The 21,645-nt window shown below is 42.9% G+C and carries 15 protein-coding genes and 1 tRNA gene; 10 read left to right on the top strand and 6 right to left on the bottom strand.

The window, feature by feature from the left end:
• Positions 1-1,176: IS21 family transposase (istA, locus tag PY091_RS18200; protein ID WP_275650911.1), on the top strand; the 1,176-nt coding region annotated here is incomplete at its 5' end.
• A gap of 22 nt (positions 1,177-1,198) precedes the next feature.
• Positions 1,199-1,936, top strand: coding sequence for an IS21-like element helper ATPase IstB (gene istB, locus PY091_RS18195; protein WP_275650910.1), 738 nt, complete (start codon positions 1,199-1,201; stop codon positions 1,934-1,936).
• 2 nt (positions 1,937-1,938) lie between these two features.
• Here the strand turns inward: istB and PY091_RS18190 are convergent, their stop codons facing one another.
• Entirely contained in the window at positions 1,939-2,310 is a 372-nt protein-coding gene (locus PY091_RS18190) for a hypothetical protein (RefSeq protein ID WP_275650909.1), read from the bottom strand.
• A gap of 252 nt (positions 2,311-2,562) precedes the next feature.
• On the opposite strand from PY091_RS18190, the gene PY091_RS18185 reads away from it, so the two are divergent.
• The 4 genes from PY091_RS18185 (at position 2,563) to PY091_RS18170 (ending at position 4,980) form a co-directional block, all read left to right on the top strand.
• Complete coding sequence (locus PY091_RS18185) at positions 2,563-2,991, top strand: hypothetical protein (RefSeq protein ID WP_275617148.1); 429 nt, start codon at positions 2,563-2,565, stop codon at positions 2,989-2,991.
• A 406-nt stretch (positions 2,992-3,397) separates the two neighbouring features.
• Positions 3,398-3,739 (top strand): plasmid mobilization protein, encoded by a 342-nt coding sequence (locus tag PY091_RS18180; RefSeq protein WP_275617147.1) that lies wholly within the window; start codon positions 3,398-3,400, stop codon positions 3,737-3,739.
• On the top strand, positions 3,736-4,770 hold the full coding sequence (locus PY091_RS18175; protein WP_275617146.1) for a relaxase/mobilization nuclease domain-containing protein: 1,035 nt from the start codon (positions 3,736-3,738) through the stop codon (positions 4,768-4,770). The genes PY091_RS18180 and PY091_RS18175 overlap by 4 nt, the downstream gene beginning before the upstream one ends.
• A gap of 6 nt (positions 4,771-4,776) precedes the next feature.
• The gene (locus tag PY091_RS18170; protein WP_275617145.1) at positions 4,777-4,980 is read left to right on the top strand and encodes a hypothetical protein; all 204 of its coding nucleotides are present in this window, start codon (positions 4,777-4,779) and stop codon (positions 4,978-4,980) included.
• A 74-nt stretch (positions 4,981-5,054) separates the two neighbouring features.
• Here PY091_RS18170 and PY091_RS18165 read toward each other — a convergent pair whose 3' ends face one another.
• Positions 5,055-6,335, bottom strand: a complete 1,281-nt coding sequence (locus tag PY091_RS18165) for a tyrosine-type recombinase/integrase (protein WP_275617144.1) — start codon at positions 6,333-6,335, stop codon at positions 5,055-5,057.
• Between the two features lie 43 nt (positions 6,336-6,378).
• Positions 6,379-6,451: transfer RNA gene (locus PY091_RS18160), tRNA-Met, on the bottom strand.
• A 113-nt stretch (positions 6,452-6,564) separates the two neighbouring features.
• Between PY091_RS18160 and PY091_RS18155 the strand changes: the two genes are divergently transcribed.
• Entirely contained in the window at positions 6,565-7,929 is a 1,365-nt protein-coding gene (locus PY091_RS18155) for an alanine/glycine:cation symporter family protein (RefSeq protein ID WP_275650908.1), read from the top strand.
• Complete coding sequence (gene era, locus PY091_RS18150; protein WP_275650912.1) at positions 7,919-8,800, top strand: GTPase Era; 882 nt, start codon at positions 7,919-7,921, stop codon at positions 8,798-8,800. The genes PY091_RS18155 and era overlap by 11 nt, the downstream gene beginning before the upstream one ends.
• Here era and PY091_RS18145 read toward each other — a convergent pair.
• Positions 8,797-9,312 (bottom strand): GTP-binding protein, encoded by a 516-nt coding sequence (locus PY091_RS18145; RefSeq protein ID WP_275650907.1) that lies wholly within the window; start codon positions 9,310-9,312, stop codon positions 8,797-8,799. The two genes, era and PY091_RS18145, sit on opposite strands and share 4 nt — an antisense overlap.
• Positions 9,313-9,388: 76 nt before the next feature.
• Here PY091_RS18145 and der point away from each other — a divergent pair, with 76 nt between their 5' ends.
• Positions 9,389-10,690: a ribosome biogenesis GTPase Der gene (der, locus tag PY091_RS18140; RefSeq protein WP_275650906.1), complete on the top strand. Its 1,302-nt coding sequence runs from the start codon at positions 9,389-9,391 to the stop codon at positions 10,688-10,690.
• Here the strand turns inward: der and pbpC are convergent, their stop codons facing one another.
• Positions 10,691-13,063 carry a penicillin-binding protein 1C gene (pbpC, locus tag PY091_RS18135; RefSeq protein WP_275650905.1) on the bottom strand — a complete coding sequence of 791 codons (2,373 nt, stop codon included), beginning with the start codon at positions 13,061-13,063 and terminating at the stop codon, positions 10,691-10,693.
• A 6-nt stretch (positions 13,064-13,069) separates the two neighbouring features.
• Positions 13,070-18,631 carry an alpha-2-macroglobulin family protein gene (locus tag PY091_RS18130; RefSeq protein ID WP_275650904.1) on the bottom strand — a complete coding sequence of 1,854 codons (5,562 nt, stop codon included), beginning with the start codon at positions 18,629-18,631 and terminating at the stop codon, positions 13,070-13,072.
• 219 nt (positions 18,632-18,850) lie between these two features.
• Here PY091_RS18130 and PY091_RS18125 point away from each other — a divergent pair, with 219 nt between their 5' ends.
• Positions 18,851-21,640, top strand: a complete 2,790-nt coding sequence (locus tag PY091_RS18125; RefSeq protein WP_275650903.1) for an outer membrane beta-barrel protein — start codon at positions 18,851-18,853, stop codon at positions 21,638-21,640.
• Positions 21,641-21,645: the final 5 nt, after the last annotated feature.

The following is a 21,645-nucleotide window of genomic DNA, read 5'->3' as shown; positions in this document are numbered from 1 at the left end:
GCCGAATGGCGCAAGGAAACCTCTCCGGTAATGCACATGGAGCACAAGGCCGGCGACAAGCTCTTTATAGACTTCACGGGAAAGAAACTCCATATTGTTGACAGGGACACCGGTGAACTGAAGGAACTGGAGGTGTTCGTGTGTATACTCGGTAGCAGCCAATACACTTATGTAGAGGCCTGTGCAAGCCAAAAACTGGAGGACTTCATCCGCTGCACCGAGAACGCACTATGGTTCTACGGCGGCGTACCAAAGGCCTTGGTGCCGGACAACCTTAAGTCGGCGGTTACCAAGAGCAGCCGTTACGAGCCCAAGGTCAACGAGGTGTTCGCCGACTTTGCCGAACACTACGAAACGGCAGTACTGCCCACACGTACCTATAGGCCAAGGGACAAGGCCATAGTGGAGAACGCCGTGAAGATAATCTACACCAGGGTGTTCGCCCCTTTACGGAACCAGGTCTTCCATAGCATGACCGATATCAACATCGCGATAAGGGAACTGTTGGAAAAACACAACGCAATGTCGTTCAGGGGAAGGGAATATTCCAGGTGTTCGCTTTTTATGGAGATCGAGAAGGGCGAACTGATGCCGTTACCGGCGAAACGCTATGAGGTAAAACGCTATGCCCAGGCCACCGTGCACAAGAACAGCCATATCTATTTTGGGAAGGACAAGCATTATTACAGCGTGCCCTATAGACATATAGGCAAACAGGTCAAGCTGGTCTATACCGATAACATCGTCGAGATCTACCATAAGCACGAAAGGTTCGCCGTACATACAAGGGACAGGAAAAAATACGGCTATACCACCTTGGCCGACCATATGCCCTCGCACCACAGGTTCGTAAGCGAATGGAGCAGTGAGAGGTTCATCGATTGGGCAGGCAATATCGGCGGACACTGTAAAGGGTACATCATTGCCATCCTGGAGAAGAAGCAACACCCCGAACAATCCTATAAATCCTGTCTGGGCGTACTCCACCTTGCCAAAAAGTACGGAAGGGAACGTCTTGAGAATGCGTGCAAACGTGCCTCGGAATATGGTGCGTACAATTACAATATGGTCGAGCGCATCCTGAAAAAGGGATGGGACCAGATCGATGAACGTATGGACGGGGATATGGAAATGCCCGAGCACAACAACATAAGGGGAGGAAAATACTACGAATAGAACAATATTAAAAACAGGACATATGAACGAAAAAACAATGCAATTGATGAAAGAAATGAGGCTCTATGGAATGCACAGGGCCTTCACCACAACAATGGAGACCGGCGGTCCGTCGACCGGTTACACCAACGATGAACTGATCGCCTATCTCGTCCAGAACGAATGGGACGACCGCCATAACCGTAGGATAGAGCGATTGACCAAGTCCGCAAGGTTCAGGTATACGGCCGTCATGGAGGCCATCGACTACCGACCGTCGCGCCAACTGGACAAGAACCTGGTCCGGCGGCTCGGTTCCTGCGGGTTCATCCAAAAAAGGGAGAACATACTTATTACCGGTAGTACCGGCGTGGGCAAAAGTTACCTGGCATCGGCCATCGGCCACCAGGCCTGTACCATGGGATCAAAAACAATGTACTTCAATACCGCAAAGCTCTTTACCCTGCTCAAGACATCAAAGGCCGACGGTTCCTATCCAAAGCAGATAAGCAAACTTGAAAAACAGGACCTGCTCATCTTGGATGACTTCGGCCTTAAGCCATTGGACAACATCAATAGGCATGCACTTATGGAGATCATCGAGGACAGGCACGGCAAAAAATCCACTATAATAGCATCACAATTGCCCGTATCAAAGTGGCACGACATTATCGGGGAGAGAACACTGGCCGATGCCATCCTCGACCGTTTGGTGCACACGGCACACAGAATAGATATAAAAGGCGAATCAATGAGAAGAAAATTGAAAAATAAAAACTAAGTTTAACCCAAGGATAGATCAAATCTGGGCAGTCCATTTGCCATGGTCAGTTTCATCCGGCGAAGGTGGGTCAGTTTACCCGGCTTATCCAGTCTCGGTTCAATAATCTGATTTTTAACTTTTTTGCAGAGATTGTCATGTAACCGATTTCGTATAGTACGGTTTATTATGCGATAACCTTCAATTTCAAAAATGTCAATGATAAATTCCGGTTTTTTGCCTAACTGTGTTTCAAAGGTGACGACATCGAAATCCATACAATCCGATTTAAGCAATGCATCCAGGGATTCGTGGTATAATGTCAACGCCTCATCACTACCATATAATATATATGCGGTCTCCTTGACATGGGAAACCTGCTTTAATTTTTTCAAAACCTCCAAAGTTTTTGATGACAAGCTCACTAATTCGGTAAGATTTTACGATTTTATATTAAAAAATGTAGCTCTTTATTGTCAAAAGGGGGAGAGGTTTAACAATCTAAAGGCTACAATGTTTGATGTATTCCCAAATTTACGATTTAAAAAGTAAAATGTTGTAATTATTGGGGTCAACAATGCTAAAAACCAGATAAATACTGCGAATACCTTTATGGTCCCAGACCAAAACCTTACCTTGGGTTGTATATGCACGAAAAAGGAGGATTGTATTTAGATTTCGATAATGATCCGGAAGGGATCATTTCTCGAACAGTTTCCATTATGGTCGTATCCTTGGATACCACATCGGATGTATTGCCAGACCCTCTATTAAAGGATCTTTTTGACAAGACCAATCCAAGAGATGCGAACTTAGATCAAACCCTCATGTGTGAGCTTTTTGATGCTTTATATACCACCTACCGTTTTTTAAAGGGATTGCCGGAAAAGGAATTGGAAGAAGGTGAATTCAATCAGATTTTCTTAGCATGGCACATCCTGTTATGGGTCGAGACCTTGCGCCGAGCAAGGCTTGTTACCGTTACTCCTTTCCCAATTTTTGATTTTGACAATCTTCCTGATTTGCAGATGGATTTAAAGTTGGATAAATCCGTACTGTTGCCCTTATTGAATTAATCTGCATGGTTGAATAAAAGTTCAATTCAAATCTTTTGTTTCAAACATCTCTTGGAACAGATATAGTTGAATGACAAGCAGTATGTCTCCAAACGAATTTGAGAGGACTATCAAGTATAAAATTGGTTCATGGTCTTGAATTTTAAAACGGTGTTCCTTATTCTTCCCTTCCCACAGAAATACACCTTTTCGATTTCGCCCAATCCTTGATTTTCAATTAAGTAAATACGTTGGATAGATTTACCGTACATATAACCGTGTACGGCAAATCCATTCTAAGCAATCCATAGGCTTTAGGTTTGCCATATAGTTAACCGGAGGTCACGAAGCAAGCTATGTTTTTGATAACAAAAACTGCTCACTGTGTTCGCAAGCTTGTTGGGGATCCTCCCCAAACCCCTAAGATATGGCAAGACCAAAAAAGGACATAAGATCTATCAGGCCTATACAGGTAAATGTCAGGATGTCGGTGGACGAATATCTGATATTGTCAAACAATGCAGGCACCTTGGGGATCGGAATCCCAGATTATGTACGAAGGAGAGCCACGGGAAAGTCGCTGCCAAGGGTTAAGGTATTGCCGGAGAACAGAAAGCTTTTTGTTGAACTGAGCCGAATCGGGAACAACATCAACCAACTTGTCAAGAAAACCCATTTGGGAATGCACGATCCCCAAGGACTCCAGAAGGAGCTGATGGAACTGAAAGGTGTACTGGATGCCATAAAATTAAACATTCTGGGCAAATGATAGCAAAGATCATAAAGGGAAAGGACTTCTATGGTGTATTGGCCTATAATGAAAAGAAGGTGGAACAAGGGCAGGGCAGCGTGATCGATGCCAATATTTCCCATGGAAATACGGTTGACAGAACCAAGGAGTTCAACCTTATCAGACAATTACGTCCAAGATTGGCCAAAGCGGTCTGTCATGTTTCCCTTAACCTTCCCCATACCGATAATTTGAAAGACCGTGAGTTTGCCTCACTTGGATTCGATTATCTGAAGGGAATGGGATTCGATGACAACCAGTATATCATCTACAGGCATACCGATCAGGAACACCAGCATATCCATATCGTGGCCAATAGGGTAAAATTGTCTGGGGAAGTGGTGGATGACAGTAGGGACCTTTATCGGAGCAAACAACTTGTCAGGGAGCTGGAAAGGAAATACAATCTGGCCCGATTGCCGGATGGGAACCTCAAAAGCAAAGCTGCCCTGACCCAAAAAGAGGTGGAAAAGGCGATAAGGACATCTGAACCTCCCATAAAACTGATACTCCAACAACATCTTGAGAATGTATTGAGGGAATCCAAGGATATGGCCGGGTTCATTATAGGATTGAAAAGAAGGAACATCTTTCCGAAGTTCAATGTCAGCAAGACCACAGGTAGGGTGACCGGGATTTCATTCCGATATGGGAACGTGATATATAAGGGAAGCACCCTGGGAAGAAAATACTCATGGAACAACATCATAAAACGCATTGATTATGGGCAAGACAGAGACTGTTCAATTATTCTCGAAAATAATACTGCAGAACGAAGAGCTGAAAGAACTTATGGAGAAAGCATTGGAAGGGCAACGGGTACTCCAGGAAAAACAACAAATGCTCCGGGAGGGCCAGTCCAAACTTTTGGGCAACCAAAAGATTATCTGGGAAAGGCTCAAACTGTAGTATCTGACCATATAGAGGAGATTCCTTGGACCCCGTTCAAATTGGAGCTTGAGGACAGGAAAAAAAGAGCGAAAAGAAAAGGTAAAGGAAAAAGGTTGTAATATATCATGGAAGGTAGCTTGGTCAGTGATAAATTGCTAAATGCCCTGCTGGATAGCTTGTCCGTTGAGGATTTGGAGGCCATTCTATCCCAGAAAAAGGCAAAGGCATGTCCCGACCATAAACCAAAACCAATGACCGAAAGGGAGAAATTAAAAAAATATTATAGAGACCTCTTCATTTCCACCGGAAAGCTCCACCTGAACAAATAGCATATGGGCATAATGATCACATGGCCAACTTGTACAGAACCATTCCAATTTGTTGGTTCAGATTCGGGAGAATCTTAGTTCAAGGTCAATAAACCACTATAATCCTCAGGAAGCTCCGCATCAACATCCCTCAAATAAGACTTTAGCGCATCCAACGTGGAATGGCCCGTAATGAGCATCAGTTTGTCACAGGTTTCCGTATAGGTGAAATCCTTTCTGAATTTCCTGAACAGAAGCGTGATAAAGGTATGTCTAAAGGAATAGACGGTATATTCACTCCCCAATTGAAGTGTTTCACCTTGTGCCAGGAGATGTTCATTGTATTTCTTTTTCAGTTTCCAAAAACGCTTTGAAAAGTAATCCCTTCTACTGGTTTCCGAGGCGTCCCATTCCCCAATACCATCTGGTGTGAACAGAAAATGCTCTTGTTCCGAAAGGTCAAGGCCCTCAATTTCGTTTAGGACAATATCCGGGATGATCTTGACCTTTTCAGGTTTGTTCTTTGCCTGGAAACGTAATAGTTTTTGTGTGATAAAGACATCCTTGACCTTTAACCTGCACACTTCTATAGGTCGTAGAAAATTATAGGAAACGAACTTGACGAAGAGCAAAAGTAGGGGGTCGGTTTTCTCCATATAGGTAAATAGGCCTTCCAAAACTTCCAACGAGTAAGTCTTATGGCTCACCGACTTGGTATCCAGTACCTTGATGTTCTCGATAAAATTCCGTGGGATGATTTCATTGTCCTCCAGTTCCCCAAAAATTGCGCTCAATACGATACGGGTATTGTTACGGTTCCTGGCACTGCTGGTCTTGGCTATTCCGTGGAGATATTCATTGACCACCTGCTTGGTTATACCCAGTATGCTCTTATCGAGCAGGTTCCTTTTGTCCAAATAAAGTTTGAACCGATTGTATCGACTGCTATAATCCTTTATCGAAGTTTCGGAAAGTTTGGTGATCTTTATGGCATAGGCATAGTCCAATGCCGCCTCGGAAGTATATTCCAAGGAATCGGCGGCGAGTTTTAATTTATCCTTGAAGGGAGAGTAACCTTCCTTTAGCATTTCCACAAGAACTTCTTTTACCACACCCAACTGCATCAATCTTTCCGTCTTTGTCCTGCACTTCCTATTGATGTTCATCGTAATGGGGGATTGACGGACCATTACGGGATTTCCATACTTGTCCTTCAATTCGGGATGGGCATAGGAGTAATAGACATACCATCTTTTGGAGAGGTCGAAATTTTCACCTCCATGATAGATCTTTGGTTCCGTGTACTTTTTTTTATCCAATCCGTTTTTGTATGCGGTAGCGTATGCGCTTTGCAATATATCAAAAAAAGAACCCATTGGCAACAGTTTTAAAACACTGTCAGTCAATGGGTTATCCTTGTAGCGGGAACTGGACTCGAACCAGTGACCTTCGGGTTATGAGCCCGACGAGCTACCTACTGCTCTACCCCGCGATGTGGACGGCAAATATACAACCCTTTTTCTGTCATTTCCAAACTAAACTTAATATTCCTTTTTCACTAGAGACTAAACCGAGCAAAATCCATAAATTCGACATTTTTACTTTATGGACACAATCAACGATTTTATATCCTCACTTTTGCCCTATACCGAGTGGCCTATGTTCATTCTTCTTATAGGAGGAGGGCTCTTTTTAGCTTTTTATTCAAAATTTGCGCCCTTCCGCCATTTTGGACACGCTATTGCAGTGGTTTCTGGTAAATACGATGATAAGAATGCCAAGGGGGATGTAAGTTCGTTCCAAGCACTATCCGCAGCGGTTGCAGCCACTGTTGGACTGGGTAATATCTCGGGAGTGGCCATAGCCATTCACGATGGAGGCCCAGGGGTGGTTTTCTGGATTTGGATGACAGCTTTATTGGGTATGGGCATTAAATTTTATTCGGGAAGTTTAGCTATCATGTACCGTGGTACCGATTCTGAAGGGCATATGCAAGGGGGTCCGATGTTCTACATAACTCAAGGAATGGGGAAATGGGCAAAACCCATGGCCATCTTTTTTAGTATTTGTGGACTCTTCGGATTTTTGGGTGTATTTACCGCGAATCAATTTACCGAAGCTTTTATGGGGGTAGTGGAACCACACGAGACCATTTGGGCCACAAGTGAATACAATTGGAAATTAGGAATAGGTTTTTTCTTGGCTATTATTACCTCCATTGTGATTTTTGGTGGACTTACCAAAATTGCAAAAGTAGCTTCTGCCATTGTTCCTTTTATGGTGGGGATTTACCTGTTGGCAGTCATTTTTGTGATGGCAAGCCACGCAGGGGAAATTTGGCCAGCTTTAAAAATGATTTTGGTCGAAGCGTGGAATTTTGATACCGCTGTTACCGGTGGATTTTGGGGTCTTGTGATTGTTGGTGTCCGTAGGGCCATGTTCTCGAACGAGGCCGGTCTAGGTAGTGCCCCGATGTACCATGGGCAATCTCGAAATGATGAACCGGCAAAAGAAGGGCTTGTTGCCATGTTGGGACCATTTATCGATACCATTTTAGTATGTACCTTTACCGCAGTGGTGATTATCTTGAGCGGTGCCTATCTTGAGGATGGTAGTGGAATTACCATGACGATGTCCGCTTTTGAAACCACGCTATATGGAATTGGCGATGTGCTATTAATGGTTATCGTGGCCGCTTTTGCATTGTCGACCCTATTTACCTATTCCTATTATGGCGTAAAGAGTTTGTCATTTTTGACGAATGCCAAAATTGGTAAGTGGTACAATGTGTTTTTTATAGTGATGATCGTATTTGCGGCAATCGCATCCTTAAAATTGGTAAAAAACTTGATAGACCTATCATATGCATTGATGGTCATCCCAAATATGATCGCAGTGTTGTATCTTTCACCAAAGGTGAACGCAGCATCCAAACAATATTTTGAAAAAAGAAAGAACAGTGGGGCATAAAGCAGGATTTGTAAATATTATCGGGAACCCCAATGTGGGCAAGTCCACATTGATGAATGCCTTTGTGGGTGAAAAATTGTCGATTATAACCTCCAAAGCACAGACCACACGTCATCGTATTTTGGGTATTGTCAATGGAGATGATTTTCAAGTGATATTATCCGATACTCCGGGTATTATAAAACCGGCCTATGAGCTGCAAACTTCCATGATGGATTTTGTGAAATCCGCCTTCGAAGATGCTGATGTGCTGCTCTATATGGTCGAAATAGGGGAGAAAGCCCTCAAAGATGAAAATTTCTTCAAAAAGCTTCAGAACAGCAAAATTCCAGTATTGCTCCTACTCAATAAAATTGACAAATCTGACCAGCAAATATTGGAAGAACAAATGCAGTACTGGCAGGAGCAATTGCCCAGTGCAGAAATCCATCCCATATCCGCTTTGGAAAACTTTAATGTGACCGAAGTATTCAACCGAATCTTGGAGCTACTTCCCGAAGCACCGCCTTATTATCCAAAAGACCAAATGACGGATAAACCCGAACGTTTTTTTGTGAACGAGACCATTCGTGAAAAGATTCTGCTCAATTACAAAAAGGAAATTCCTTATTCCGTTGAGGTGGAGACCGAAGAATTTTTGGAGGATGAGGATATCATCCGAATCCGTTCCGTTATCATGGTGGAACGTGATACCCAAAAAGGGATCATTATTGGGCATAAAGGCAGTGCTATCAAAAAAGTAGGGGTAGAGGCCCGAAAAGACCTTGAAAAATTCTTTGCAAAGCAAGTGCACATCGAACTATATGTGAAAGTGAACAAGAATTGGCGTAGCAATTCCCAACAGCTCAAGCGCTTTGGTTACAATGGCTAGGAATCGTTATTGATTCGCTCGAAAGGAGCAATCGTATCACGGACAAATTGTTTCAACTGTTCCATTTGTCCTTTTCCTTTCGATTTTCCCAAACGGCCAAAGGCGTAAAGGGCAAACCAAATCACCACTAAAAAAAACATGCCCACCAACCAGAGAGTAATGTCCTTTCCCAAGGAATGGTTGGAATAGGCAAAAATCCCCATGATGATAAAAATGGTGCCCACTCCAAAATGTAGGAACATAAAAAAGGTCCAAAGTGTGGGGTTGGGCCCGAAAACACCACGAATATTGCTTATGCCTTCCTCAAAAGAGGATAGTTCCAAATGAAGTTGTGGTGTCCAAAAGGTCGTTTCCGCTTTTTTGAACTTCACAAAAATATGCTCGTCCAGCCTTTTGATCAAAAAAGGACTGCCCGAAACATCATCAAAAATGGACTCCAATTGCTCTAAATTGGCCTTCAGGGAGACACGAAAACGGGGCCTTAAAACTATCTCATTGGTCAAGTCGCTCATAATCATTTGAAAATGATGAAAAAAGGTATCATTTTTTCTTCATAATAAATGGTATTTTTGCCAAAAATTAAACCTAATGGGAGCTATCGTAGCCATTGTAGGAAGACCCAATGTTGGGAAATCCACTTTTTTTAACCGACTCATTCAACGCCGTGAGGCGATTGTAGATGCCGTGAGTGGTGTAACACGGGACCGTCATTACGGCAAAAGTGACTGGAACGGCAAAGAGTTTTCTTTAATTGATACAGGTGGTTACGTGGTAGGTAGCGACGATGTTTTTGAAAAAGAAATCGATAAACAAGTGGAATTGGCCATCGATGAAGCGGATGCCATTATTTTTATGGTGGACGTGGAATCCGGTGTAACGGGAATGGATGAAGATGTAGCCAAACTTCTCCGGAGGGTCGATAAGCCAACCTTTTTGGCTGTCAACAAAGTTGACAATAACAAGCGAATGGCCGATGCCGTAGAGTTTTATTCCTTGGGATTGGGTGAGTATTATACACTTTCAAGTATCAATGGAAGCGGAACCGGTGAGTTGTTGGATGCCCTTGTTGAGGTATTGCCCGATGAAAAGGAGGAGGAAAGTGAATTGCCACGATTTGCAGTGGTCGGAAGGCCCAATGCAGGTAAATCATCCTTTATTAATGCCTTGATAGGTGAGGATAGATACATAGTGACCGATATTGCAGGTACAACTCGTGACAGTATCGATACAAAATACAATCGATTTGGGTTTGAATTCAATTTGGTGGATACAGCAGGAATCCGTAGAAAAGCCAAAGTAAAGGAAGATTTGGAGTTTTACTCCGTAATGCGTTCCGTTCGTGCCATAGAACATTGCGATGTATGTATTGTAATGTTGGATGCCACCAGAGGTTTTGATGGACAGGTGCAGAATATATTTTGGCTCGCACAGCGGAACAATAAGGGAATCGTGATTTTGGTAAACAAATGGGATTTGGTGGAAAAGGAAACCAATTCTGTCAAAGAATACACTGCAAAAATTAAAGAAGTGATTTCTCCATTTGAAGATGTGCCGATTCTTTTTATTTCCGTTTTGAATAAACAACGAATTTTCAAGGCCATTGAAACAGCAGTAGGAGTGTATGAAAATCGTTCCAGAAAAATACCTACCCGCAAATTGAACGATATTATGCTTCCCATTATTGAAAAAACACCACCTCCATCTACTAAGGGTAAGTATGTAAAGATCAAGTTTTGCACCCAATTGCCAACACCATATCCGCAATTTGCCTTTTTCTGCAACTTGCCACAATATGTGAAGGATCCTTACAAAAGATTCTTGGAGAATAAAATCAGGCAGAATTTTGATTTTACTGGAGTTCCAATGACCATTTTTATGAGGAAGAAGTAATCATTCACCCGAAGCTGAACGTACTTTTACCACTTGTTGTATTCGGTTTCCCTGATTGTCTACGGCTGTGAGCATATACTCCCCTGGTTCGACCGGTAGGACTAGCTCGTGGAAATTCTCTGTCTTCCCAACAAACAATTCATCCAAATACCAATACATAATGGTATTGGATTGTTGGTGGGCCAGTTTTAGAACGATTTCCGATTTTTTGGTGCCCAAATCTTTGGGGAGTAATACAACTTCATTTTTTTTAGGGTATATGAATTCCATCAAATTGTTTTCCAAAGCAGAGCAACCTTCCATGTAGGGAGGCAAAGGCTTGTAGTTTGGATTGGATGACGCATAATAATATTCCAAAATGGGAGGTAGAACCAACCAATTTTTAGCGACCATATCCTTTAAAGGATAGCATTCCGAGTTTACCCGATACTGTTCTGAAGCATCCAAAAACACTTGCTGATGGTATGGGCACGGACCACTTCGGCTTCCATGTGTAGGGACCCATTCTTTTTTAACATCATCACAATACACCGAAGCGCGAAAACCACTTTGGGCACAAACTTCCAACTCCACAAGGTCGTCAAAAGGTTCTTGGAACCAACCACTTTGTGGTAGGGCATCCAATACATCAAAAAGGAGAGGAGCGGCTGCTGTTATTCCTGTAAGTCCAGGTCTGCCCTCACCATCGGCATTGCCCGCCCAGACCCCAATGGCATATTTTGGCGTAACCCCTACGGCCCATGCATCCTTAAAACCAAAACTCGTCCCGGTTTTCCAGGCAATGGGTTGAGAGGAATCAAAAAACTGCCAATTTTCATCGCCTTCAGGTCGGTTGACCTCGTACATGGACTGAAAAGTACTGTAAATGGAACCTGCGCCAAAAACCAAAGGGTCGAATTGCTCCTTACCAAAGTCCTTGGTTTCATTTTGTAAATAGGTAGCTTCTGTAAATTCCCGGTTTCTGTACGTGCTGGAATGGGTCAAAAAATAATTCAGGCTAGAAGCCATGGAGGCATAAGTAGAGGTCACTTCCCAAAGGGAACTTTCAGCTCCCCCGAGAATCAAGGATAGCCCATAATGGGATGAAGGTTTATCCAAAGACTCCATCTTCATTTTGTGGAGCTTATTATAGAACTTTTGCAGCCCATATTCACGCAACAGTCGAACAGCGGGCACATTAAGCGAACGAGAAAGCGCTTTGCTTGCAGGTATGGCACCAACATGTTTCAAATCAAAATTTTGGGGATTGTATCCGTTGATCACCGTTGGAACGTCCTCCACAAGGCTATGCGGCAACAATTGCCCCTCGTCCAACAAAGAGGCAAATAAAAAAGGTTTCAAGGTGCTCCCCGTACTTCTTTTTTTGGTGATGATGTCCACATAATTGGCGTGAGTTTCATCGGAAGGAGAATTACCTACATACCCAAGCACTTTTCGGGTTTCAACATCCAGTACAAGAATGGCCAGATTATGGATTTCATTGCTTTGTAATTGCCGATAGTGCCGTTCAGCCAAAAGATTCAACCGTTGTTGCAAGGGTCTTTGCAGTGAAGTGGTCACACGCTGTCCCGGATGCTCATTTCTGATTCGCTCGGTAAGATGCGGTGCCACATCGGGCAATGGAAACGGTTTTTGTGGAAGCGGCTCGGCTATGGCCAGTTCATAAGTAGTTTCGTCAATGATCTCTTTCTCCCACAATTTTTTCAACAATCGGTTTCGCTTGTCCAGAAAGGCCTGTTCGTTTCTACCGGGGAAAATCAGGGCAGGTGCATTGGGCAAAACGGCTAAGGCAGCGGATTGTCCCCAACTAAGTTCATGAGCGGGAATGCCAAAATATCGCCAAGCTGCGGTTTCCAAACCCACCACGTTGCCACCGTAGGGGGTGTGGGAGGCATAGAGCGTTAAAATGTCTTCTTTGGAGTAGCGCAGTTCCAATCGGGTAGCCATAAATACTTCGATGAGTTTTTCCCAATACGTCCGGCGTTTGTTCTTTCTGCTCAACCGTATCACTTGCTGAGTAATGGTACTGCCTCCCCTTCTGGAATCTTTGGTGAGATTGTGACCAATGGCTTTAAAGATAGAAATGGGATTGAAACCAGGGTGTTGATAAAAATACTCGTCCTCAAAAAATAGGATGCTCTGCTTGAAGCGTTCGGGAACGGAATCCATTTGCGGAAATCGCCATTGTCCATCATCGGCAATACGGGCTCCGATAAGGGAGCCTTCTGAACTATCCACAACCGTTGATGTGGGGTCCTGGAAGAGATTATTGGGCAGGCAAAACAACCATAACATCAAAACGATGAAAAATACACCGAACTTGATCTTATGGTTGAAAAGGATGGTTTTTACAGGCGATAAAAATTCACTCATTCAATATTACTGAACTATTTTGACCCATTGTCCTTTGTTTCGGGCTTGGTAGTTGTTGTCGTACATCGCTTCAGCCTGGGCCCCGGGCAAATAATAATCGCCCAAGAACGATGCATTCAATTTGATGGTAAAGACTTTTGATTTTTTAGCGTCCAAATCAAAATATAGATTGGTACGGTCGTCCCGGGTATCTACATAATCCGCTTTGGACGCATTTTCATTGTCCCCGCTTACAAAAGAGGTGTCCACAATTTCCCATCCGCTTGGTACAATGTGAGTCAGGGCCACATTGTCTATATAGTTGTCGGAGCTATTGAAAATGGTCACTTTTGCTTCAAACTCGGTACCCTGTCTCAGCTCACTTACATTGACTGAATTGCCGAGCGGATCCATATAGTTGACAGACAATCTTAGGTTTTGCTGGTTTGCCAATTCCTCGCCCACCGGTAATTTTCCGGTTTGGGTGAGGGTGGCGTAAATTATGTTTCCTTGATTGTTTTTTACTTCCATTTCTTCTTTAAACGAAGCAATGGAGAGTTCCCGGTTTGCAATAGCCCTATCTGTTTTCACGTTGATGCTTTTTTCATTATTGGTAAAGGTAAGGTCGATGGACCTGCCTCCATTCTTCATCACCATTTTGGACATGGCCAAGAGTGCAAATGCAGTTTCTTGGGTACTGTACCACTGCTGTGATGATAAGTTTTTGGCCAAGGAAACGGCCAGTTCCCTTTGTTGCGAATCGCCCAAAATTACCATGGTTTCCAATGCCATGGCACGGTTTCGGAACACGGAACCATAAGTTCTGTAATTGTAATTGTTGGCTTTAAAGTTGATATTAGCCTTTTGGGCAATGGCCTCTGCCACCTCTTTTTTACCTGCCAAGGCGTATGCAGCTGCCAATCGCCATTTGGCCTCGTTGCTAAGGTTTGCGGTTTCCCGTAAACGGTTCATTGCGGCCAGTTCGGGTTGTTGGGCCAAGGCCAAAGTGTACAATCTGTATGCTTGTGACACATCGTCGTTGTAATAGGTGCTTTGGTTGCTCCACTGGCGCGCGGCATTCTTTTGGTATCTCAACCAATTGCTCAGGAACGTTAGGGGAAGTTGGTACCCTTCTTTTTTTGCTTCCAACATAAAATGACCTGCATATGAAGTTCCCCAATCATCGGCATTGCCATAACCAGGCCAGTAGCTCAATCCACCATTGGGAACTTGGAAATCACTAAGTCGGTCAATGGCAGCTTTGATGTTTTTCTCAATTTCTTTCTTTTTATCAAAAGTGATGTCCAATACATCTGCCAAGAATAATTGTGGGAAGGCCGCAGAAGTTGTCTGCTCTACACATCCGTGAGGGTACCGCAAGAGATAATCCATTCGTTTGGAGAAATCCATCGGTGGAAGTGTTGAGAGCTCTATGAATGCCTCGTTGGTGCCAGATGTGCCAAAAGTTTCCATTGTGATGGTCTGAGTACCGTTAGGGTCGAGTGTGTACAATTCACTTTTGGTAGTGACGGGATTTGGATTTTCCACATCGATTTCTGTCTCGTTGGATGCGCTTTCCCCAGCTCCCGTAGCGGTAACTTTTATGGTTTGGAAGGAGGACGTTGGATTGACTTTAAAATCAAAATTGACAATTTGTTCCCCAACTGCATTGAAAGTGATGTTTTTGGATGTGCCGTTAATAGGTTCCAATGCTTTTCCAGCATCAATATTGACTTGTACGTTTTTTACTTTGGGTTCCATGGCAAAAACAGTAACAGGAATGGTCACCGTCTCGCCTGGGGATAGTTTTCTTGGTATGGAAGTCAGTACCATCAAAGGTTTGCGCACCGGAGTTGTTTTCTCGGTATTGCCATAAGCACTATTCGGATTTCCCGCAACTACCATGGTTCGGACAGAACCCACATAGTTCGGCATATCAATGGTATGTGATGCTTTTTCTCCTGCTTTTAAGGTAAATGGACCCAAATAGGTGACGACGGGCTTGAAACGTTGTGCCTTTCGGTTTTTACCTCCCGCACCAATGCCACCACCACCAATAGCGTAGATGTTATCGACACTCACGGAGTAGGCTCCCATGACATCATCAAAAATATCGAAGGTTTTAACGCCAAGTGCTTGTCGGGTGTAGAATGCACTGTGAATATCGGGAGTGGTAAAGCGTGTTAGGTCCAAAAGACCATCATCTACCACGGCCAACGAATAGGTCATTGGTTTTTTGCCGGCTTCGGATACCGTGACCTTATAAGATGTTTCTGGTTGTAGCACGTCGGGCATACTGATCTGTGGCTCCAAGAATGTTGCGGGATTTTCCACTAAGAGCGGAACAACGCCATACAATCGAATGGGCAAATCATTTTTAACTTGACTGTGCGGTTGTAACAAAGAAATATTTACATAGGCGTTCGGTGCCATTTCCGCTGTAATCGGAATGGTGGCCCTAGTTTCTTTTGCCGAGGTTTCTATCCATTGCTGGGAGAGTACTTCGGTACCGTTTTCGATACTGATCAACGCACGACCGCCTTTATCCGATGGGAAAGTTACGGTCGCGTCTTCTCCCAGTGTATATTTTTCTTTATCGGTAGAGAAAATCAAAATTTTAGAGCTCTCGGCATCCGCAGATGCTGGTCTACGCCACCAATTGCGATAAAAATATGCGATACGGCCAGTGGCGTGACCAGAAACTTCATCGATTACACGAATCAAGAAACGCCCACCTTGCTCATCGGGAACATTGATGTTGAAATTGGCCTTACCATCGCTTCCCGTGGTTATGTTCATTTCTTTGAAAGGTCGGTGTACGGTGGCATTTTCGTAACGTGATAAATTATCGTAACCACGGTTCCACCACCAACGCCATTCAATTTTGAATACTTGCACTTTTAATTTTCGATTACCCGATGGACTTCCCTGTGTATCGACAGAGATAACATCAAAGGTGTTGTTTTCATCTGTTAAGAAGGAGCCATAAAGTTTTGCTTTGGGTGATCGGAGTCCCACAAAGTTGGAAAACGGAGCTAAATTTTTAGAGAACACATCTATGGAAAAGTCGCCTCCTCCTTCAAACACTTTTGTGGTAAAAGTGGCTTGCAACATTCCAGGTGCTGTACCGTTCACATCTATTTCTTTGTTGATATCGAGCACACCATTGGCATCCAAATTTGATGAAATCCACTGCAATTCAGTCTGATTGAAAGTGCGAACAGGATCTTGGAAAATGTAATCTTTGTATTTGGGAAATGCGTTTGAGGTTTGTCTTAGGCTAGCATTGATATCAATTTTTAGGTTACGGGCTGGAGCACCGTGCAACCATTTTACTTCTGCTTTTCCTCTATTGATGGAGTTGGCTTTAAGTACCTCCTGATCAAAAGCGAAATCCACTTTTAATCTATTGGGTTTTACTGTTGCTACCTTTAAAGTTTTACTGAATTGTGCCCCTCCCACAATCACTTTGGCGTACCAGTTTCCGGTGGGGGCAGTAGCTTCTGTTGGAATGGGGAAGTAGTAGAAGTTCTTTTCTTTTTTGGCATACAAACCATCAGCAACGGGAATACTAGCCTCCTTTAAAATGGTTCGCTGTACCAATTTGCCACGTGCATCGCTGACTTCCAAAGCTACGGGGTGACCTTTGGGCAAGGGGTTGGCATTATCGTCCAAAACAAAAGTTAAGTGCATTACATCTCCAGGTCTGTGTACTCCTCTTTCCGTATATAAAAAGCCCTGTAATCCTTTTTGAAGCTGTTCTCCTGACACATCAAATTTACTTAGGGACAATGCATTACCGTCCGCTAATTTGGCATAGGCAAAATTGTTGCTGTACTCGGCCACTGCAAAGGCAATACCTTTTTCGCTATCGTAAACAGAAAGTCCTTTGGCATCGGTAGTGGTTTCGCCGATAAGTTGTTGTTGGTAGTTATAGAGTTTTATTTTGGCGCCCGCTACGGGTTGTGTGGTAAGCAGATTGGTTACCGCAAAATGGTGGGAGCGGTTGCTGCCTTTTTTAACGATAAGTCCTAAGTCACTGCCCAGTAAATTGGTGGCTGCTACCCGATCATAATTGTAATAAGCGGAGTGGCAAGGGTTGTCTCGTTGTTCCCAATTGTAGTCGTAGTTTCTGTAATTATAGATTTCGTTGTTCCAATAGCGCTCTTCTTCTGAGGCTTCATTAGAACTTTGCTCTAATGCATATGCTGTAGTGGAATCTTCGGTTTCGGTGTTATCCGCACAATCGTAAGTGGTGTGTTCTTTTTTGAAACTGAACTCGACACGATACAAGGAGCCGGGATTTATTTTGATCAATTCGGATAAATCGAGTCCGTGCGCTTGCCAATAACTAGTGTTGTTGTTCCCATCCTCGGTCAATGGAATTACTTTGTAAGCTACCCTGCGGCCAACTGGTCTAAAATCGGGACTGTAATTTTCAGTTAGGTCATAGTTTTGAAGGTATTGGAGCATGTTATCCTGATAGACCTGAATAACACGAACTTCAACGGCAGCAAGGTTGACGGTTTCAAAATAAATGGGTGTTGAGGCCGCGTTGGGCAAAATGGTTCCTTTGGAAATCAATCGCACAGCCGGTTTTAGTTGCTCAAAGGAGACCAATTCGGAGAAATTGTTCTTTAAAGTAAAACCATATTCACTTTTGATACCCTGAAAGGCATTGATGCGTACCTCGCCCAAAATCCGGTTGGATGGGTAGATGTTCAGGACATTTCCGTTAATCTCATATCGGAGGCTTTCGGCATTTTCAATAGTCACCAAACCATTCAGGTTCTGGTCTTGTTGCAACGGTTCGGAGAAGTTGAGGGTAAGCACAGCATTGGGTGCAGATGTGGTTTTTGTATCAATAATCACAAATTTGTTCTTGCCAGGAATCGTGTAGGTTTCCGAACCTTCGTTCTCGATATCGTAGGCATCGCCAGTCCAATTAATGGTAAGCTCGCTATCATCCGTTTTTCTGGAAATGCTATCAATTTTAAAACTGTAGTATTGGGCGTTATCCGAGCTATTGTCCCATTTTACCGGGATGGTTTTTTCTCCCTGCTTTACGGAGAGCACTGTATTAATTTTTGATGCATCCAGCATATCCGACGCATTCAATGTCCCTGTGAGGTATTGCCAATCTTTACTGTACGACTGTAGATCTCCCAAATTAATCCTGAAATTCGGTGCAATCGTCTTAAAGCTAAAGGTGTAGGTTTTAAACTCGCTGGGAATGTTCTCCATGAGTTTATTGAGCTTCAAGCTAAGGGTGTATTCTGTATTGGGTTTAAGATATTCCGTTGGTTGGAAAGTAAGCTCCCTTCCATTTTCAATCATCAATGTGCCATCTACTTTGGGTGAAATTTCCAGATATTCTTTGGGTAGTTCTTGACTGAGCTCAAACTGTTCCAATTGTTGTGACAGGGCTATCTTTATTGGAGAGGAAATACTTTGGTTGCCATTGGTGTGGTAACTGATGTAATCCTTGAATTTGAATAGGTTATCCGTATTGGAATCGCTGTTTTTGTCCTTACAGGACGAAGCGAAAATCAAAAAGGCAAATAACAGAATTTTGTAGGATTTAGACATTCGGAAGAGAAAATTAGATTCAAAAATAATAGCCTTAAGCAAGATAGTTAAAAATGCCCATAAGAAGGTATATAGTTTATGGATGACTGCTATGGATTGATGTATGAACATTGGGATTTTTAATGGGATTTTCTGAAAGTTTCGTTAAACAGCCCCTTAGTAAGATTCGAAAACAATATTTTGGTCGTCAATTCAGCTAATCAAAAAACTAACCATCATTTGAAACGACTTTACACTAACCTCGTTTATCTCCTTATTTTATTTTCTTTCACTTCCAACTATGGCCAGGATTTTTTGGTCAAGGGGAAAATTTTGGATGCTGCCACGGGCGCTCCCATTGAAGCAGCTACAATTTATGCGGAAACATTAAGGGACAGTACATTAATAACCTATACCATTACCAATGCCGAGGGCGTTTTTGTTTTGGAAGGGCGAACAGCATACAAAAAGGCAAGATTGGCCTTTTCTTCCAATGGGTACCAATCGCAATCCAAGGAAATTACATTGCAGCCAGAAATGGAAATAGGTACCATAAAAATGGAAGAACAAGTGCAACAACTGGAGGGAATCGACCTGATTGGTGAGCGCGTACCGATAACTGTAAAAAAGGACACTCTGGAGTTCAATGCAGATTCTTTTAAGACCAGGCCAGATGCCACTGTGGAAGATGTTTTAAAAAAGTTGCCCGGTGTTGAAGTAGACAGCGATGGTACCATCACCGTAAATGGGAAAGAAGTAAATAAAGTGTTGGTGAACGGACAGGTATTTTTTAGTACCGACCCCAAAGTGGCCACCAAAACATTGTCCAAAGATATTATAAGTAAGATTCAAATTACGGATAGCAAGACCAAGGAACAGGAATTCGTCGGGGATGATGGGGATGGTGAAAATAAGACCATAAACCTAACACTAAAGGAGGATAAGAACAAAGGATATATGGGGCGACTTTCTGGAGGATATGGTACCGATGATCGCTACCAGGCCAACGGATTGGTGAATTACTTCAACGATACCCAGCGAATAAGTGTGTTGGGAAGTTCCAATAATATAAACAACCCAGGTTTTTCCTTTGATGAGATTTATGAAATGGTCGGAAGTTCTGGAGGCAGGAACATTAATTTTAGCCGTGGGGGTGGTTTTTCCATCGGTAATATGTCCTTCGGGTTTGGACAGGGGATCACAACATCATCAACATTAGGAGGTAGTTATGCCGATCAAGAGAAGGGAAAATACCGAACGGATGGCAATTACTTTTTCTCTTACAGTGATTCCTACAACGATGAAAAAATAGCTAGGGAAAACATATTGCCGGATGGCAGCTTTTTTACCGATACTGAAACAAGTTTTGTTGGTAGGACTAATTCCAACCAAGGGTCTGCCAATCTTGAGTTTGACATAGACAAGACAACACGGATAACGATACAGCCCAATTTAAGCGTAAACAATACCAATTCTAGCAACGCGGAGAACACCATATCAACCGATGAGGATGGTAATTTGATAAATGATAACACATCAATTCAAGTCACCGATGGTTTTCAAAGAAATTTCAGCAACAGATTTGAAATAATGAAGCGGTTGGATACTTTGGGAAGATATGTGAGGTTTTATTTTAATAATGATAACCGCGTCAGTGATTCGCAGAGTGACCTTAATTCTGAGAGAAATGTATATGGCGATAATGCCAATCAGGTGATTTTAAATCAACAGACCGTTGTCGATAATTCCAACGATAATTATGAAGTTGGTGGATCTTACCGTCAACCATTGAACAAGGACCTTTATCTGGATTTTCGATACAGTTATGAGAAGAACAAGCAGCAAAACGAGCGTTCCGTTTCCGATTTTGATGAGGTGTCCGGCCAATATATCTTTAATGCGGCCCTCAGTTCAGATTTCAGTTTTAATGTGGATAAACATGTTCCGGAGCTGGGCTTTGGGTCAAACGGAAAAAAGTTTCGTTTTAATGTTAGGGCTCGCCTCGAGAACAACAAATTGAACAATGAAGATTTTATCCAGGGAACATCTTTTTCCAAGGATTACAGCAACCTATTGCTAAGTTCCTATGCGAATTATAATCTTGAGAACAACAAGCGTATAAGTCTACACTACCGGTCTCAATTGGATGTGCCTTCGGTCAATCAAATGCAGCCCGTTCCCAATTTGAGTAACCCTCTGAACATAGTTCAAGGTAACCCGAATTTGGATCCGGAGATCAACCATAATTTTTACATGAATTTCAATAATTACAATTGGAAAGATAGAACAGGGGTGTTCTTTTGGGCCAACTTGGGGATAGATGAGGACAGGATCGTTTCCAGTACAACGACAAATGAAGATTTTATAAGGACCACTACATATCAAAATGTTAAGGGTAATTACAATGGTGCATTAGGTGTCAATTATTCAAAACAAATTAAAAAGAACAGTCTTTATACGCTAAAATTTACCTTGAGGCCAAGCGCAAGCTTTAACAAGCAGGTCGGTTTCACCAACGGAAGCCAATTGGAGTCAAGGACCATTGCATTGCGACCAAGAGCGGGGATTTTGTTCAACTACAAGGAATTATTGGAGATAGAACCGGAATACTCGGTGGCTTTTAATAAGACACGATACAATTTGGACAACGTGGAGGATATTGATTTTACCACTCATAATGTATCGTTTAAATTGACCTCATACTGGCCCGAGAATGTGGTTTGGGGCAACGATATTACCTATAGCTATAATGGTAATTTGGGTGCGGGTTTTGACAAGGATGCCTTATTCTGGAACATGAGCCTCGGCTTGCAAATGTTCAAAAAGAAAGCGACATTAAAAGTGTTGGCTTACGATTTGCTCAACCAAAACATAAATACAAGTCGTACAACAGGCCAAGATTTTGTACAAGATTTCCAGGGAACAGCACTTAAAAGATACTTTATGGGAAGCCTTACCATCAAATTTGATTCCTTTGGGGGGAAAGGCGCGCCAAATCAACGTGGCGGTAGAAGATTTATGAGGTTGTAACCCCT

It is taken from the genome of Flagellimonas okinawensis, assembly GCF_029194005.1.
GTDB lineage: Bacteria > Bacteroidota > Bacteroidia > Flavobacteriales > Flavobacteriaceae > Flagellimonas > Flagellimonas okinawensis.
The sequence above is the reverse complement of the archived record's forward strand: the minus strand, read 5'-3'. Positions and strand labels throughout refer to the sequence as shown.

Coding starts and splice junctions, on each gene's coding strand:
- PY091_RS18185 (WP_275617148.1), top strand. CDS start 2,563: ATGCACGAAAAAGGAGGATTGTATTTAGATTTCGATAATGATCCGGAA.
- PY091_RS18145 (WP_275650907.1), bottom strand. CDS start 9,312: ATGAGCGACTTGACCAATGAGATAGTTTTAAGGCCCCGTTTTCGTGTC.
- istB (WP_275650910.1), top strand. CDS start 1,199: ATGAACGAAAAAACAATGCAATTGATGAAAGAAATGAGGCTCTATGGA.
- PY091_RS18180 (WP_275617147.1), top strand. CDS start 3,398: ATGGCAAGACCAAAAAAGGACATAAGATCTATCAGGCCTATACAGGTA.
- PY091_RS18130 (WP_275650904.1), bottom strand. CDS start 18,631: ATGTCTAAATCCTACAAAATTCTGTTATTTGCCTTTTTGATTTTCGCT.
- PY091_RS18175 (WP_275617146.1), top strand. CDS start 3,736: ATGATAGCAAAGATCATAAAGGGAAAGGACTTCTATGGTGTATTGGCC.
- pbpC (WP_275650905.1), bottom strand. CDS start 13,063: ATGAGTGAATTTTTATCGCCTGTAAAAACCATCCTTTTCAACCATAAG.
- PY091_RS18165 (WP_275617144.1), bottom strand. CDS start 6,335: ATGGGTTCTTTTTTTGATATATTGCAAAGCGCATACGCTACCGCATAC.
- PY091_RS18170 (WP_275617145.1), top strand. CDS start 4,777: ATGGAAGGTAGCTTGGTCAGTGATAAATTGCTAAATGCCCTGCTGGAT.
- PY091_RS18155 (WP_275650908.1), top strand. CDS start 6,565: ATGGACACAATCAACGATTTTATATCCTCACTTTTGCCCTATACCGAG.
- der (WP_275650906.1), top strand. CDS start 9,389: ATGGGAGCTATCGTAGCCATTGTAGGAAGACCCAATGTTGGGAAATCC.